Raw genomic sequence first — 14290 nt, forward strand, 5'->3', positions numbered from 1 at the left:
CGCCGCGCGATGATCCCCATTACCGAATACGCTGGAAAAGATGTTGCGGTTTACGGCCTCGGCCGGACCGGACTCAGCGCGGCCAAGGCCCTCAAGGCCGGCGGGGCGCGCGTCCATGCGTGGGACGATAATGAAGAATCGCGCGCCAAGGCCGAAGCCGCCGGCATCGCCCTCTCCGACATCAACAAGCGCGACTGGCAGACCTTTGCCGCGCTCGTTCTCTCGCCGGGCATTCCCTACAAATACCCGCAGCCCCACCGCCTGGTGCGCATGGCAGAGATGACCGGTGTGCCGGTGATCGGCGACATGGAACTCTTCGCCCGCGCCGTGCAGGCGCTGCCCGAGCGTGCGCGTCCGAAAGTCGTTGGCATTACCGGCACCAATGGCAAGTCGACAACCACTGCGCTGATCGGGCATATCCTGAAACAAGCCGGACGGGATGTTCGCGTCGGCGGCAATATCGGCACCGGCGTGCTCGACCTGGCTGCGCTTCATTCCAATGCGGTCTATGTTCTGGAAATGTCGTCCTATCAGCTCGACCTTGTGAAGAGCCTGCACTGCGATGTTGCTGTCTTCCTGAACCTGTCGCCCGATCATCTGGACCGCCATGGCGGCATGGACGGCTATCAGGCCGCGAAGATGCGCATCTTCCAGAACCAGACGGAAAAGGATGTCGCCGTCATCGGCTTTGATGACATCTACAGCCAGTCGATCGCCATCGGCCTTGCCGCCAAGGGGCCGCAGCATGTGGTGCAGATCTCGTCGACCTACACGCTCGGCAAAGGCATCAGCGCGGTCGATGGCCGCCTCTATGACAACCAGTCGGGCAAGGCGGAATTCGTCGGTAAGATGGATGAATGCCCGGCCCTGCTCGGCCGTCACAATTTCCAGAATGCGGCGGCTGCCTTTGCCACCTGCCGGGCGCTCGGCCTCGATCCGGGTACCATTATGGCGGGCCTGAAATCCTTCCCCGGCCTTGCCCATCGTATGGAAGCTGTCGGCGAGATCGACGGTATTCGCTTCATCAACGATTCCAAGGCAACGAACGCCCAGGCTGCCGAACAGGCGCTGCGCTCGTTCAAGAACATTTACTGGATTGCCGGCGGTGTCCCCAAGGCCGAAGGCATCCTGCCGCTCGCGCCGCTGTTTCCCAACATCACCAAGGCTTACCTGATCGGGCAGGCCGAAGACGCATTCGCTGCCACCCTGCAGGGCAAAGTGCCCAATCAGGTGTGCGGTACGCTGGAGCGAGCGCTGGAAGCGGCGCATCGGGACGCGAAAGCGGCGGGTGAGCCCGGCGCGGTTGTCCTGCTTTCGCCGGCATGTGCGAGCTTCGATCAGTTCAAGGACTATGAGCAGCGGGGGGACGCTTTCCGCAGCCTGGTTCAGGGTATGACCCCGGTCAGCTTCAGGGTGACCGCGTGAGCTACACCGCCAACGCTCCGCTTCTGCCGCGTTCGGATACATCCTGGTTCACCGAATGGCGCCGCACGCTCGATTGGGGGCTGGTTGCCGGTGCTTTTCTTCTGGCGGGCATCGGCATGATGATGTCGCTGGCCGCTGGCCCCACTGCGGCCAACAAGCTCGGCTACGACACCTATTACTTCGTCTACCGGCAAGTCAGCTTCGCCAGCTTCGGCCTGCTCCTGATGATGGCGACCAGCATGCTCAGCCGCGCCTGGGCGCGGCGGATCGCGGTGTTGATGTTCTTCGGCGCGATCTTGCTGATGACCGCAATTCTCGGCTTCGGACACGAGGTGAACGGCGCGCAGAGCTGGTTCCGTTTCGGCGGCGCGTCGATGCAACCGAGCGAGGTGGCCAAGCCAACTTTGCTGGTGCTGTGCGGCTGGCTGCTTTCCCAGCGTGAGCGGTATCCGCAAGGCCCGTGGGCCATCGTCACCTTTGTCTTCTTTGCGGTGACGCTTGGCCTGTTCCTGCTGCAGCCGGATGTCGGCGGCGCGGCGCTTCTCTCGTTTGCGTTTGTGACAGCATTTTTCGTCAGTGGCCTGCCGAAACGATGGATCGCCATTTTTGCTGCTGGTGGAGCGGTTCTGGCTGTGTCGCTCTATCAGCTTGTGCCGAACGTCAAGCGCAGGGTCGATACGATCTTCAACCCGACCAGCGATCTCGACCGCTACCAGATCGACAAGACGCTGGAGGCGATCTCGCGCGGAGGCCTGTTCGGACAGGGGCCGGGCGAGGGGCTGGTGAAGGCGCAAATCCCCGAAGCACACACCGATTTCATCTTTGCCGTCATGGCCGAGGAGTATGGTCTCGTTGCGATCCTCGTGCTGATGGGCATCTATGCGCTGATGGCCATTCGCGGCTTCCGCGCGGCATCGCGTATCGAAGACGGTTTTGCCCGCACGGCGGCGTCCGGGCTGTTCGCCCTGTTCGCCTTGCAGGCGATTATCAACATTGGTGTTAATCTCGCCATTGTGCCGCCAACGGGGCTGCCACTGCCATTTATCTCCTACGGAGGCTCTTCGATGGCAGGCATGGGATTGACGCTCGGCTTCGCGCTTGCTCTCGTCCGCGGGGAAGGCACAAGGAGCCGGGGACAGTATGGCTGATACGCCAGATTCAAAACTCGTCATTATCGCAGCCGGTGGTACGGGCGGGCACATGTTCCCGGCGCGCGCCTTTGCCGATGAAATGCGCGCGCGTGGCTGGTCCACTGCGCTGATCTCGGACTCGCGCGGTCTGCGGTATGCGGGTGACTTCCCGGCGGATTGGAAAGAAGAGATCGAAGCCGCCAGCCCCAATTTCCGCAAGCCCTGGACCGTTCCGGGCGCCGCGTTGAAGATCAATGCGGGTATTGCCCGCGCGCGGCGCGCAATGAAGCTGCACCGTCCGGCTCTTGTCGCGGGGTTTGGCGGCTATCCCGCGTTTCCCGCGCTGGCGGCGGCGCGCCGTCTTGGCGTGCCGATCATCATTCACGAACAGAACGCCGTTCTGGGTCGGGTGAACCGGCAGTTTGCCAAACACGCCAAGCTTGTGGCCAGCGGCTTTGAACGGCTCGACCGTCTGCCACCCGGCTCGGCCCATTTGGCAATCGGAAACCCCGTGCGCGCCCCGATCATCGAGGCGGGGAAAACTTCCTATCCGTCCACGGATGAGACACTGAACATCTTCGTCACCGGTGGCAGCCAGGGATCGCGCATTATTGGCGAGATTGTGCCGCTGGCGATTGCCAATCACGTTTCGCCCCCGCTCCGTGTGCGCCTCAAGGTGGTTCAGCAGGTCCGCGAAGAACAGTATGAGATTGTCTCGAACATCTACCGCAATGCTGGCGTGGAGTGCGAGCTGTCTGCCTTCTTCCGCGATATGCCGGAGCGCCTTGCTGCGGCCCATCTTGTGATCGCCCGGTCCGGGGCGGGAACAGTCAGCGAGTTGGCGGCCGTTGGCCGGCCCTCGATCCTCATTCCGCTCGCCATCGCGATGGATGACCATCAGGCCGCCAACGCCGAAGCGCTGACAGCCATCGGCGCGGCCGACATGATGCTTGAAGCAAACACCACGCCCAGGCTGCTGGGAGAGCTGATTAGCGCCCGGCTGGGCGACGCGGCGGATATGACGGCGCGCGCGGCGGCGGCAAAGTCTGCAGCTCGCCCGGATGCGGCCCAAAAACTGGCGGATATGGCGGAGAGGATCGCGGAGCTGTAAAGGCTAACCCGCGCCTGCCACCTGCTTTCCGAAAGGAACCGGAGTTTCCATGACCTCGCCCACCCCGTTTTCCGTTGGTCCCGCCCATATCGTTGGAATCGGTGGTATTGGTATGTCCGGCATTGCCGACGTGATGCTCACCATGGGCTATCAGGTGCAGGGCTCGGATGTGGCCGACAGTGCCAATGTCGAGCGCCTGCGCCAGCGCGGCGTGAAAGTGTTCATAGGCCACAAATCCGAGAATGTGACGGGCGCCGGAACGGTCATCATTTCCTCGGCAATCAAGCGTGACAATCCGGAAGTGCAGGCTGCGCGCGCGGCTGGCATTCCGGTCGTGCGCCGGGCCAACATGCTGGCCGAGATCACGCGCCTGAAATACACGGTCTGCATCGCTGGAACCCACGGCAAAACCACAACCACATCGCTTGTGGCCTGCCTCCTGGATGGGGCGGGGATCGACCCCACGGTCATCAATGGCGGCATAATCCATGCCTATGGATCGAACTATAAGGCCGGGGAAAGCGACTGGATGGTGGTCGAGAGCGATGAGAGCGACGGCACGTTTGCCAAGCTGCATCCCACCTGCGCGATCGTCACCAATATCGATCCTGAACACATGGACCATTACGGCACCATGGAGAAATTGCTGGAAGCATTCGACACCTTTGTCGAGAACCTTCCCTTCTATGGTTTCGCTGTTCTCTGTACGGACCATCCTGAGGTGCAGGCACTGGCTGCGCGCGTAACCGATCGCCGCCGCATCACTTACGGCTTCAACCTTCAGGCCGATGTCCGCGCGGTGAACCTGCGTACCGATCTCAGCGGCGCACATTTCGATGTTGAAATCCGCCGCGCCGCCGGCGACAGCCCGCGCCGTATCGATGGGCTGACCCTGCCGATGGCCGGGGAGCACAATGTGCAGAACTCCCTGGCGGCGATCACGGTGGCGCTGGAACTTGGCGCAACCGATCAGCAGATCCGAAGTGCGCTTGCCAAGTTCGGCGGCGTGAAGCGCCGCTTCACGGCGGTCGGCGACTGGACGCCCGTTGCTGGCGCAGATCCAGTGAAGGTGATCGACGATTATGGCCACCATCCGGTGGAGATTGCCGCTGTGCTGAAAGCTGCCCGCGCGATGCAGGGCGACCGCACGCTGATCGCCGTGTGCCAGCCGCACCGCTATTCCCGCCTGCAGGATCTGTTCGAAGATTTCTCCCGCTGTTTTGATCAGGCCGATCATGTGCTCGTCGCGCCGGTCTATGAGGCAGGGGAGGTGCCGATCCCCGGCATCAGCCACGAAACGCTTGTCCGCTCTATCCAGCGCCACGGCCATCGCAGCGCGCAGACGCTGACATCGCTTTCGGATCTTCCGGTGGCCGTGAAAGAGCTGGCCGGACCTGGCGCCATGGTTGTCTGCCTCGGCGCGGGTGACATTACCCGCTATGCCGGGGAGCTGCCTGCGAAGCTGAACGGCTGACGCAGGGTCACAGCGAAAACCGCCTTCCGCTTTGCCGTTTCCCGGATAGTCTCGCCTTCAGCTGCGCGGGCACACGCGCCGGGAGGAACTTGAATGGCACAAGCTATCATGGATGCCGGCAGCGGCAGCCCTGCTCATGTTCACAAGGGGGAGGGCGGTGCGTTTGGCCGGACGGGCTTTGCCTGGGCCTGGTTCGAGGCTGCGCGCAATCCCTACTATATCCTGATCGTCATCTACGTCTTTGCGCCTTACTTCGCGCGCGACATTGTGGGCGCGGATATTCTGGCCAGCGGCAAGCTCAATGGCCTTTCCCCGGAAGAGGCACACCGGGTGGCTGGGGCGGAAGGCCAGGCAACCGTTGCCAACCTTTCGAAGACAGCCGGCTATATTGCCGCGCTGACGGCGCCCTTCCTCGGCGCTGCATTCGACAGAGGCCTGCGCCGCAAGCCTTTGATCCTGCTATGCCTGTCTCTGATCGCCTTGGTGGGTATGTCGCTCTGGTGGGCCATTCCCGGCCCGGCCGGACTTTCGACCGCCGCCATCATGGCCCTGCTGATCGCGGCTTATGTTTCCTACAGCTACAGCGAAGTGGCGCATAATTCGATGTTGCCGGATGCGGCGCGCCTTGAGGCACTACCCGCCGTTTCGGGGCTTGGGCTCGCGCTGGGCAATGGGCTGGCAACCTTGATGTTCGTGGCCCTTGTCCTGATGTTTGCCCTGCCCGATGCGCTCGGTTGGCCATTCGCTGAGCCGTTATTCGGGATCGATACATCCCAGTACGAACAGTTCCGTATCGCCGGCCCGATTTGCGGCGTCTGGCTCCTCTTCTCGATGCTGCCTTTTTTCCTTTATGCCAAAGATACTGGCGTGAAGGGCACCTCACCGGTCAAGGCCGTGAAAGAAGGCGCGCAGGGTGTGATCCGCACCATCCGGAAAGCGACCCACCACAAGGAAGCTTTCAAGTTCCTGATCGCGCGGACGATCTATGCCGATGGGATGTTTGCGCTCCTCACGATTGGCGCGGTCTATGTCAGTCTCTTCCTTGGTTGGGGGCTGATCGAGCTGACCATCTACGCCATCTGGGCCTCTGCCTGGGGGGTGGTTGGAGGCTTCTTCGGTGGCTGGCTGGACCAGAAGGTCGGTCCAAAGAATGCGCTTCTGATTGAGCTGGCGGCCATTGTGCTGATCCTCTTCCTGGGCCTTTCGGTCACGCGGGAGTCGGCTTTCTTCGGGCTGGTTCCGAATGTGAAAGTCTGGAACGCGCAGTTCTTCTCCGGCACGTCGGATCTGATCTATCTGGCGCAGGGCGCTCTGATTGCCGTGTTCGCAACGGCCAACATTTCGTCCAGCCGCTCGATGCTCGTGCATGTCGCGCCGCCGCATATGCGGGGAGAGTTCTTCGGCCTGTTCGCCATTGCCGGCACGGTGACGGTCTGGCTCGGCCCGCTGCTGATTGAGCAGTTCACACGCTTGTCCGGAGATCAGCGGATCGGCATGTCGGCGATCGCGCTGCTGTTCTTCCTGGGCTTTGCGATGCTTCTGACTGTCCGGTCTGTTCCGCCGGCGCAGGCGACCGAGGGTTAGCTCGTCGGGCCGAAGGCTCCGGAACTGGCGCCGCTGGTGATGCGTTCGATCTTCGAAACCCGGCGTGGGCGAAGATAGAACGTGTCCGACAATGTCATCGAGCTGTCGATCACAACGGTGATGCCATCCCGGTAGTCATACTCCACCTCGGTGAGAATGACCGAGCCGGGGGAGGGAACGATGCCCGAAGGCACATCCACAACCGAGTCGACGACCCGCGGGGTCATCTTGTACCCATCTGACCAGGCGACTTTCTTCTGCCCGTCGCCGCTGTCCACGATCGAGGTGATCCGCATACGTGTATCCGAGGCGCTATAAGGTTGCATCAGCACGGCGGCGGCATTGTAAAGCTCGTGCATGTCATCATCGCTCACCGAAGCGAGACGCGATGTCAGGTCACCCAGGCTGGCGGCTGTCGCCGTAACGCGGCGGTCTGCGCGCATCAGAAGGCTGAGTTCGATACAGCCGAAGAAGATCAGCACCAACAGCGGTGCGATGAACGCGAACTCAACCGCTGAGACGCCATCCTCATTCCGGAGGAGACTTTTCAGGCCCAGCTTTCGGGGCGCATTCTTGCGGCGCAGGCGCGCCTCGAAATAGCGATTGAACATCATTCGGATTCGCTCCCGAAAGGCTCGTTGCGGAAGACGGCATTGGTCTGCAGCAGATGCTTGTTGCCGGTCATATTGGCCAGCGGCATGGTCAGGCCCGGCGTCAGCAGGTCCCACTCATAGAAAACGCGCACGGCAACCACGTCGTTGGGGCCGCCGGGATTGAAGCCAAAGCCTTCATCCTGCAGTTCGCCTGCAGTGTTCAGCGGCGAAGCGGTTGGCGTGTTGCTGAAGCTGTCGACTGTCTGCACGTCGATGTGCAGGCGGGTCTCGCAGTCCATCATGTCCATGAGTTCCGAGCAGACCAGTTCCTTGAACTGTTCGGACGTCATGGAGACTTGCTGGGCGGCGCCTGTGCGCAGCGGGCGGGACGCTTCGACAACACCATGATCGAGGATCGCCGACATGATGAAGATCATGCAGACCTCAAGCAGGCCGAAGATGAGGAAGAAGAAGGGGGCCGCAATCAGGGCGAATTCAACGGCCGCCACACCGCGCTTGTCGTCCGCAAAAGTGCGGAGGCGAGCATGCAGGCGCGCAGCCAGGCTGAAACGGTTGGTAAGCATTAAAAGCCATTCCCCCACTGGGATCAGCTTACAGCTCTATCAGGTTCCGGTTTTTGGCAGGTTGAACAGGTCGATGAAATTTCACCGACCAGGCCTGCAAAGGCCTAGTTGGAGCCGCCTTCGGTCAACGCCTGGGTGCGCAGCTGCTGGCTGATCAGGGCATTGAAGTAACTCGGATCGTCACCCACGCTCATGGTGGAGCGGCAGACGGGGGCGCAGTCATAGGTGCGCGTCTGGCCGGCGCGGTTAACCGAGACGAGGTTGGCCGAATTGGCCGTCACGACAATATCGCCGCTATAGATTTGGTCGCCTGCCTTGTTGAACACCAGCAGGTTGGTCGTGCCATAGCTTTTGCCTGTGATGAAGATCAGCCGGTCATCGTGTACGGCGACATCGGCGATGTTCTTGTTGCCGACAACGATGCTGGCGGCCGAACCGTCCAGGCGCAATGGGATCGTTTTGGACGCCTCTATTGAAAGTTGCTCGGCGCTTGCAGCCGCGCCGACGGCAAGGCTGGCAATCATCACAAGGGCAGTTTTCGCGGCGAACTTCATTATACGGAGGCTCCGGTACGGATTTCAGGGACCGTCGCTTATTTTGGTTTCCCATTTCCTAATGCAGGGGGAGCTTGCGCCGTTTGCCTGGGCGGCGAACCGGAATCGTCATCGCCTATACTAAGGAATCGCGCGCGCAAGGTGCTTCTCGGGGGGAACTGAAACGGTAAACAACCCCCTGATTTCGCTTCACGAATTTTCTTTTCGCGGAAACGAGATCTCAGGAATGCTCCTGTAGAACCAACACTGTTCCGGGAATAAAAGTTTCAAGCCGGAACTGTCAAACGCATGATGGGAGTTTCCAATGTTTGCACGTTTTCTGAAAGACGAGTCGGGCGCAACTGCAATCGAGTACGGCCTGATCGCCGCTCTGATCGCTGTCGCCATCATCGGCGGTGTCACCGCTCTCGGTAACAACGCTGAAGCAACGTTCCAAACGGTTGCTGGCAAGATGGACCAAGCCTAATCGCTTGCCTTCTTGGCTAGAATTGAAGGAGCCGCCGGTCTTCCGGCGGCTCTTTTCATTTGATCCGCGCGCAGCGTTTCAAGGCTTCTTTCAGTCTTTTGGCGCAGATTGGCGCCCTTAGGAGTTGTGGATGGGAGAAGCCAAATGGTCCTAATGTTCCTCGGAGCGATATTTCTGGGCCTGTGCGTTCTGGCGGCTCTTTTTGACGTCAATCAACTCAAGATCCCAAACTGGCTCAACCTGACGCTTGCGGCGCTGTTTGTTCCGGCTGCTGCCGTGTCTGGCCTGCCATTGGAGATCATTGGCGGCCACCTGATGGCTGGCGCGCTGGCCTTCCTTATTTCCTTCGGTCTGTTTGCCTTCCGCATTTTCGGGGGAGGGGACGCAAAGATGATCCCTGCGGTGGTCTTGTGGGTGGGGCCAGCTGCAGCGCTGATGTTCACGTTCAAGATGGCTATTGTCGGCGGTATCTGCGCTGTCCTTGTCTTGGCGGTGCGCCGTACCGCGCCTGCTGAGGCCATTCCGGGCTTCATGCGGGCGCCCTTCGAACCGAATGCTGGCGTGCCCTATGGTGTTGCAATTGCTGCAGGGGCGTTGCTGGCCGGGGCCGGTTCTCCGCTCCTGGCTGATCTCTTCCTGGCCGCAGGATTTACCGGTTAACTATCCTTTAGGCGGCGCGTGCAATTTTCCGAACAGTATGAATCGGCTGGCCGTGTGCGTTTACCTTTGCACGCGGAATTCGGAGGGAGTGGCGCCACATGTCGCCTATGCGTATCATTATCCTGCTGCTGGCGCTGGTTGCTGCCGGCGGCGCAGCTCTCCTGGTCAGCCGGATGAGCCAGCCGCAGGTCGTCACGGACACGGTCACGCGCGATAAGAAAGTCATCGAGAATGTCGAGGTGTCGGAGATCAAGGTCCTGACGGCGACCCGCGACTTTGCGATCGGTGAGCAGATCAAGCCTGAAGACCTGAAATGGGCCGTCTGGCCGGAGAAGGGCGTCGTCGAAGGCCAGTTTGTAGAGTCTGCCCAGCCTGACGCGATTGAAGAAGTCGCCGGCGCGATCACCAAACTGCCGATCTTCAAGCACGAGCCGATCTTGCCGCAGCGCATTGTGAAGAAGGGCGAAGCTGGTCTCCTGCCGGTGCTGATGGAAGCCGACATGCGCGCTGTCGCGGTTGGCATTTCGCCGGAGTCCGCGTCGGGTGGTTTCATTCTTCCCAATGACCGCGTCGACCTGATCCTGACCTATGTCGAAGAAATCCAGACCGGCAACGGCCCGACGATCGAGCGTGGTATTGCTCGTACACTGGTGCAGAACGTCCGCGTTCTTGCGATTGACCAGGCCGTCAGCCCGGGCACGGCCGTTGATGGTGAAGTCGAAGCGACCCGTATCGGTAACACGGCCACGCTGGAGGTTTCCTCCAAAGAAGCCGAACTGGTCGCGCTTTCGCAGAGCATGGGCGAACTTACCCTGGTTTTGCGTCCGCTCGACGAGAATGCCGTCAGTGCGCCGAGGAACCCGCGGTACGAAATGAATGGCGGAGATCTCGATGGTGGCAACACAGTTACGCTCATTCGCAACAGCAAACCGCAAGTAATGACGATGGGGGTCAACTGATGAGGCTGGCGATGAAAGCGCTGACATGCGCCGCGACCCTGGCAACTCTGCTTGCTCCGGGAACGCTGGCTCAAACCGTTCCCAACGGGATGAGCGCCAATATTATCCGTCCGGGGGAGCAGGCGGTTTCCCGCCGGGTGACCCTTGGCGTCAATAAATCGATGATCGTCGAGCTGGATGCTCCGGCTGCAGATGTTGTTATATCCAGCCCGGATATTGCCGACGCCGTCGTTCAGACGTCGCAGCGGATTATTTTCCGGGGCGTCAAGCTGGGCCAGACAAATGCGCTGATCTTTGATCGCGCCGGCCGGCCTCTTCTTGATCTGGATATTTCGGTGGAAACCGATCTTGCCACCCTCGAAGAAATGATTACGCGCCATGTTCCCGATGCGCGCGTGAAAGCCGAAAGCATCAACGGAAGCGTGGTCCTCACGGGCCGGGTCGACAATCTCAGCCAGTCTGACCAGGTTACGCGCCTTGTGGAGGCGTTCTTTCCAAGTACGGGCGCCAGAGGCACGCCGATCGTCAACATGCTGAGCGTGGACGCTGCCGATCAGGTGCTCCTGGAAGTCCGTATCGTTGAAATGCAGCGCAGCGTGATCAAGCAGCTGGGCATCAACCTCTCCGGCTCATCGGGCTTTGGTGACCTGGCGAACACGACGCTGCAGCAGGTTTTGCTGGGCGGCTGGCCGCTGTATTACGACAAAGATATCGGCCTGAACACAGTTGCTCAGGGTACGGCGCTGCAAGCGGCGGGTGGCGATTTGCCATTCTCGAACACAACCAGCGGCAGCACTGCGAATGGCTTCAACGTGCAGGGCCAGGCGCTTGGCGGCCTGTCCTTCAAGGGCGGCTATTCAAATTATGTTGACGGCAAGCTCCAATCCTCCATCGGGGCGGCGATCGATGCAATGGAACGGATCGGCATTGTCCGCACTCTGGCGGAACCCAACATCGTCGCGATGTCGGGCGAAAGCGCGAAGTTCCTTGCTGGCGGTGAATTCCCGGTCCCGGTTGGCCAGAACCAGAATGGTCAGATCACGGTCCAGTTCAAACCCTACGGTGTCGGCCTGGCGTTTACGCCTGTGGTGCTGTCGGAAGGCCGGATTTCGCTGAAAGTGTCCACGGAAGTGTCGGAGCTGACCTCCCAGGGCGCTTTCCAGGGGACGGCGCAGACGGTCACTGATTCCAACGGCAACACGACGGTCATTCAGGGCGTCACCCTTCCTGCGCTGACAGTTCGCCGCGCAGAATCCGTTGTCGAGCTGCCTTCGGGCGGATCGATGATGATGGCCGGCCTCATCTCGGTGAAGGATCGCCAGACAATCGACCAGCTGCCCGGCCTGAAGAAACTGCCGATCCTTGGCGCCTTGTTCCAGTCGCGCGACTTCCTCTCCGAGGAGTCCGAGCTTGTGATCATGGTCACGCCGTATCTTGTCGGGCCGGCTGCCAAGGATGCGATGAAGTCTCCGGCTGATGGCTACGCCAACGCGTCGGACGCCAAGACGATTTTCTTCGGTAAACTGAACGAAACTTACGGCCGCGATGGCGCCCCCATCAAGGCAGACCAATACCGCGCCCCTGTGGGCTTCATGGAAGAGTAGGGCAAGACCATCATGACCCGTCAGATCAGATCTCTACCGGCTCTCATCGCTCTGAGCGCAGGCATGGTCAGTGCCTGTTCCAGCATGGCCCCGACGGCCGTTGAGCCAGCCTATCTTGAGTCCAACGCGCTCGATATGAACCCGATCCAGGTTCGGATGAACACGGAGTTTCTGGAAGTCGCCATCGACGCGTATGCCAGCGAGCTGTCATCGGACGATCGCAGCCGCATCCGAACCTTTGTCACCGGCTATGTGAAGAAGGGTCATGGCCCGCTTGTCATGTCCCTGCCGCAGGCATCGTCCAATCCCCAACTCGCCGTTGCCGCGATCGCTGAAGCGCGCGCCATCGCCTGGGAGATGGGCATCGAGTATGATGAAATGTCGAGCACGGCGCATGGCTCAGGCTCGCCGGTCAGCGAGCCGTTGATCCTCGCCTATCAGAGCTATGAGGCGATCGCGCCAAATTGCCCGCCGAAATCGACGATCGACTTCAGCGATGTGACTTCCAACAACCACCAGCCGACACTGGGATGCTCCGTGCGCACCAATCTGGCCGCCATGATTGTTGACCCGGCAGACCTGCTCGGCGGGCGTCCGCTCGATCCGTCAGATCTCCAGCGCCGCGAAGTCATACTTGAGAAATTCCGGAAAGGAGAGTCGACCGCATCGGTGCGTTCGGCTCAGGAGTCCGGCGCTGTTTCGACAGCAATCCGATAGAGTACCGGCAGGAGCCAACGGGAGTAGGAAGATGGTCAAGGAAAGTCCGATGTTCGAGGATGACATCGATCCCGAGTTCGAAGATGTCTTCGGCGATGATCTGCCCAGCACGCCGATTGAAAAGGCAGCCGCAACCATTTTTGGCGAGAGCCCGTCGGCTGCGCCCGCGCCGGTGACAGATCGCGCCGCCAATTTCAACATGCCGGTTTTCTCCAGCAGTTCTGAGGGCGGCGACGCCATGCTGCCGGCGATTTCCATCAAGCTCTTTTACGAGCGGGAAGAGACCCGGCTGCTGATGGAGCTGTGCGCGCAGGACCGCCGCATGGGACGCGCCACTGTGGAATGCCTTCCTGGCGGTATTCCGTCTGCGGTAGACTACTTGCGCTCCAACTCCACGCCGAACCTGCTGCTGATCGAATCCGGCTCCGTGGCTGCTCAGGTTGTCAACGAGATCGACGCGCTGGCCGAGCATTGCGACGAGCATGTGAAGGTCGTCGTTATTGGCGCCGTCAACGACATCATGCTGTATCGCCAGCTGATGGCGCGCGGCGTTTCGGAATATCTTGTTCCGCCTTTCCAGCCGCTGCAGATCCTGCGCGCCATTTCCGACTTGTTTACAGATCCCGAAGCGCCGTTCGTTGGCCGCCAGATTTCGGTCGTCGGCGCGAAGGGCGGGGTAGGGGCCTCCACGATCGCGCACAACCTCGCCTGGGCGCTGGCCGAGAACATCAAGGTCAACACCACGCTTGTCGACCTGGACCTTTCCTTCGGCACCACCGCGCTCGATTTCAACCAGGAAACACCGCAGACCATTGCCGACGCGCTGTTGGCGCCCGAGCGGGCCGACGATGCGGTGATCGAACGCCTTCTGGCCAGGGCAACGGAGCGCCTGTCGCTCTTCACGGCGCCTGCGCATATCAACCAGGTGATCGATATTCCCGATGACGCCTACAATACGGTCATCCAGGGTGTGCGCCGGAATGTGCCTTATATGGTGCTCGACCTGCCGCACGTCTGGAACCACTGGCTGCGCAGCACGCTGATTGCGTCCGATGAGGTGATTGTCGTCTGCCAGCCCGATCTGGCTTCGCTGCGCAACGGCAAGAACCTGATCGACCAGCTCAAGGGCCACCGCGTCAACGATCATCCGCCGCGCCTTGTGCTGAATATGTGCGGTGTTCCCAAGCGCCCGGAGATTCCGGTGAAGGATTTTGCCGCGGCCATCGGCGTCGAGCCGGAAATCGTCATGCCGTTTGATCCGGAAGTGTTCGGAACGGCTGCCAATAATGGCCAGATGATTTCGGAAACAGGCCCGGCCTCCAAGCCGGCGATTGCAATTGATGAGCTTGCCTCGATCCTCAGTGGGCGGGCGGTCCAGAAAGTTGAGAAGTCTTTCTTCAAGAAACTGCTGGGTAAGTAAGAAGATCGG

General features: G+C 60.8%; 14 protein-coding genes. 11 read left to right on the forward strand and 3 right to left on the reverse strand.

Going from position 1 to position 14290, the window contains the following annotated elements; translation table 11 throughout:
- The first annotated feature begins 9 nt into the window (after positions 1-9).
- From murD to K1X12_RS06465, 5 genes are all read left to right on the forward strand, one after another.
- Positions 10-1425: a UDP-N-acetylmuramoyl-L-alanine--D-glutamate ligase gene (murD, locus tag K1X12_RS06445; RefSeq protein ID WP_220986794.1), complete on the forward strand. Its 1416-nt coding sequence runs from the start codon at positions 10-12 to the stop codon at positions 1423-1425.
- On the forward strand, positions 1422-2573 hold the full coding sequence (locus K1X12_RS06450; protein WP_220986795.1) for an FtsW/RodA/SpoVE family cell cycle protein: 1152 nt from the start codon (positions 1422-1424) through the stop codon (positions 2571-2573). Before murD ends, K1X12_RS06450 begins: the two co-directional genes overlap by 4 nt.
- Positions 2566-3666 carry an undecaprenyldiphospho-muramoylpentapeptide beta-N-acetylglucosaminyltransferase gene (gene murG, locus K1X12_RS06455; RefSeq protein WP_220986796.1) on the forward strand — a complete coding sequence of 367 codons (1101 nt, stop codon included), beginning with the start codon at positions 2566-2568 and terminating at the stop codon, positions 3664-3666. The genes K1X12_RS06450 and murG overlap by 8 nt, the downstream gene beginning before the upstream one ends.
- 49 nt (positions 3667-3715) lie before the next feature.
- Positions 3716-5140, forward strand: a complete 1425-nt coding sequence (gene murC, locus K1X12_RS06460) for a UDP-N-acetylmuramate--L-alanine ligase (protein WP_220986797.1) — start codon at positions 3716-3718, stop codon at positions 5138-5140.
- Between the two features lie 93 nt (positions 5141-5233).
- Positions 5234-6724 carry an MFS transporter gene (locus K1X12_RS06465; protein ID WP_220986798.1) on the forward strand — a complete coding sequence of 497 codons (1491 nt, stop codon included), beginning with the start codon at positions 5234-5236 and terminating at the stop codon, positions 6722-6724.
- On the opposite strand, the gene K1X12_RS06470 is transcribed toward K1X12_RS06465, so the two are convergent.
- From K1X12_RS06470 to K1X12_RS06480, 3 genes are all read right to left on the reverse strand, one after another.
- Positions 6721-7338 (reverse strand): TadE/TadG family type IV pilus assembly protein, encoded by a 618-nt coding sequence (locus K1X12_RS06470; protein ID WP_220986799.1) that lies wholly within the window; start codon positions 7336-7338, stop codon positions 6721-6723. The two genes, K1X12_RS06465 and K1X12_RS06470, sit on opposite strands and share 4 nt — an antisense overlap.
- A complete protein-coding gene (locus K1X12_RS06475; protein ID WP_220986800.1) occupies positions 7335-7901 on the reverse strand; it encodes a TadE/TadG family type IV pilus assembly protein in 567 nt (188 codons plus the stop codon). The genes K1X12_RS06470 and K1X12_RS06475 overlap by 4 nt, the downstream gene beginning before the upstream one ends.
- Before the next feature lie 104 nt (positions 7902-8005).
- Complete coding sequence (locus K1X12_RS06480) at positions 8006-8455, reverse strand: pilus assembly protein N-terminal domain-containing protein (RefSeq protein WP_220986801.1); 450 nt, start codon at positions 8453-8455, stop codon at positions 8006-8008.
- 304 nt (positions 8456-8759) lie between these two features.
- Between K1X12_RS06480 and K1X12_RS06485 the strand changes: the two genes are divergently transcribed.
- The 6 genes from K1X12_RS06485 to K1X12_RS06510 all read left to right on the forward strand — a co-directional run bounded on the left by K1X12_RS06485 (position 8760) and on the right by K1X12_RS06510 (position 14281).
- A complete protein-coding gene (locus tag K1X12_RS06485) occupies positions 8760-8921 on the forward strand; it encodes a Flp family type IVb pilin (protein WP_220986802.1) in 162 nt (53 codons plus the stop codon).
- A gap of 144 nt (positions 8922-9065) precedes the next feature.
- Positions 9066-9581 (forward strand): A24 family peptidase, encoded by a 516-nt coding sequence (locus K1X12_RS06490; RefSeq protein WP_220986803.1) that lies wholly within the window; start codon positions 9066-9068, stop codon positions 9579-9581.
- A gap of 98 nt (positions 9582-9679) precedes the next feature.
- Entirely contained in the window at positions 9680-10540 is an 861-nt protein-coding gene (cpaB, locus tag K1X12_RS06495; protein WP_220986804.1) for a Flp pilus assembly protein CpaB, read from the forward strand.
- An 11-nt stretch (positions 10541-10551) separates the two neighbouring features.
- The gene (locus K1X12_RS06500; RefSeq protein ID WP_225907898.1) at positions 10552-12144 is read left to right on the forward strand and encodes a type II and III secretion system protein family protein; all 1593 of its coding nucleotides are present in this window, start codon (positions 10552-10554) and stop codon (positions 12142-12144) included.
- Positions 12145-12156: 12 nt separating this feature from the next.
- Positions 12157-12861 carry a CpaD family pilus assembly protein gene (locus tag K1X12_RS06505; RefSeq protein WP_220986806.1) on the forward strand — a complete coding sequence of 235 codons (705 nt, stop codon included), beginning with the start codon at positions 12157-12159 and terminating at the stop codon, positions 12859-12861.
- A gap of 31 nt (positions 12862-12892) precedes the next feature.
- The gene (locus K1X12_RS06510) at positions 12893-14281 is read left to right on the forward strand and encodes a CpaE/TadZ family protein (RefSeq protein ID WP_220986807.1); all 1389 of its coding nucleotides are present in this window, start codon (positions 12893-12895) and stop codon (positions 14279-14281) included.
- Positions 14282-14290 lie beyond the last annotated feature (9 nt).

The organism is Hyphomonas sediminis (genome assembly GCF_019679475.1).
Taxonomy (GTDB): Bacteria; Pseudomonadota; Alphaproteobacteria; order Caulobacterales; family Hyphomonadaceae; genus Hyphomonas; species Hyphomonas sediminis.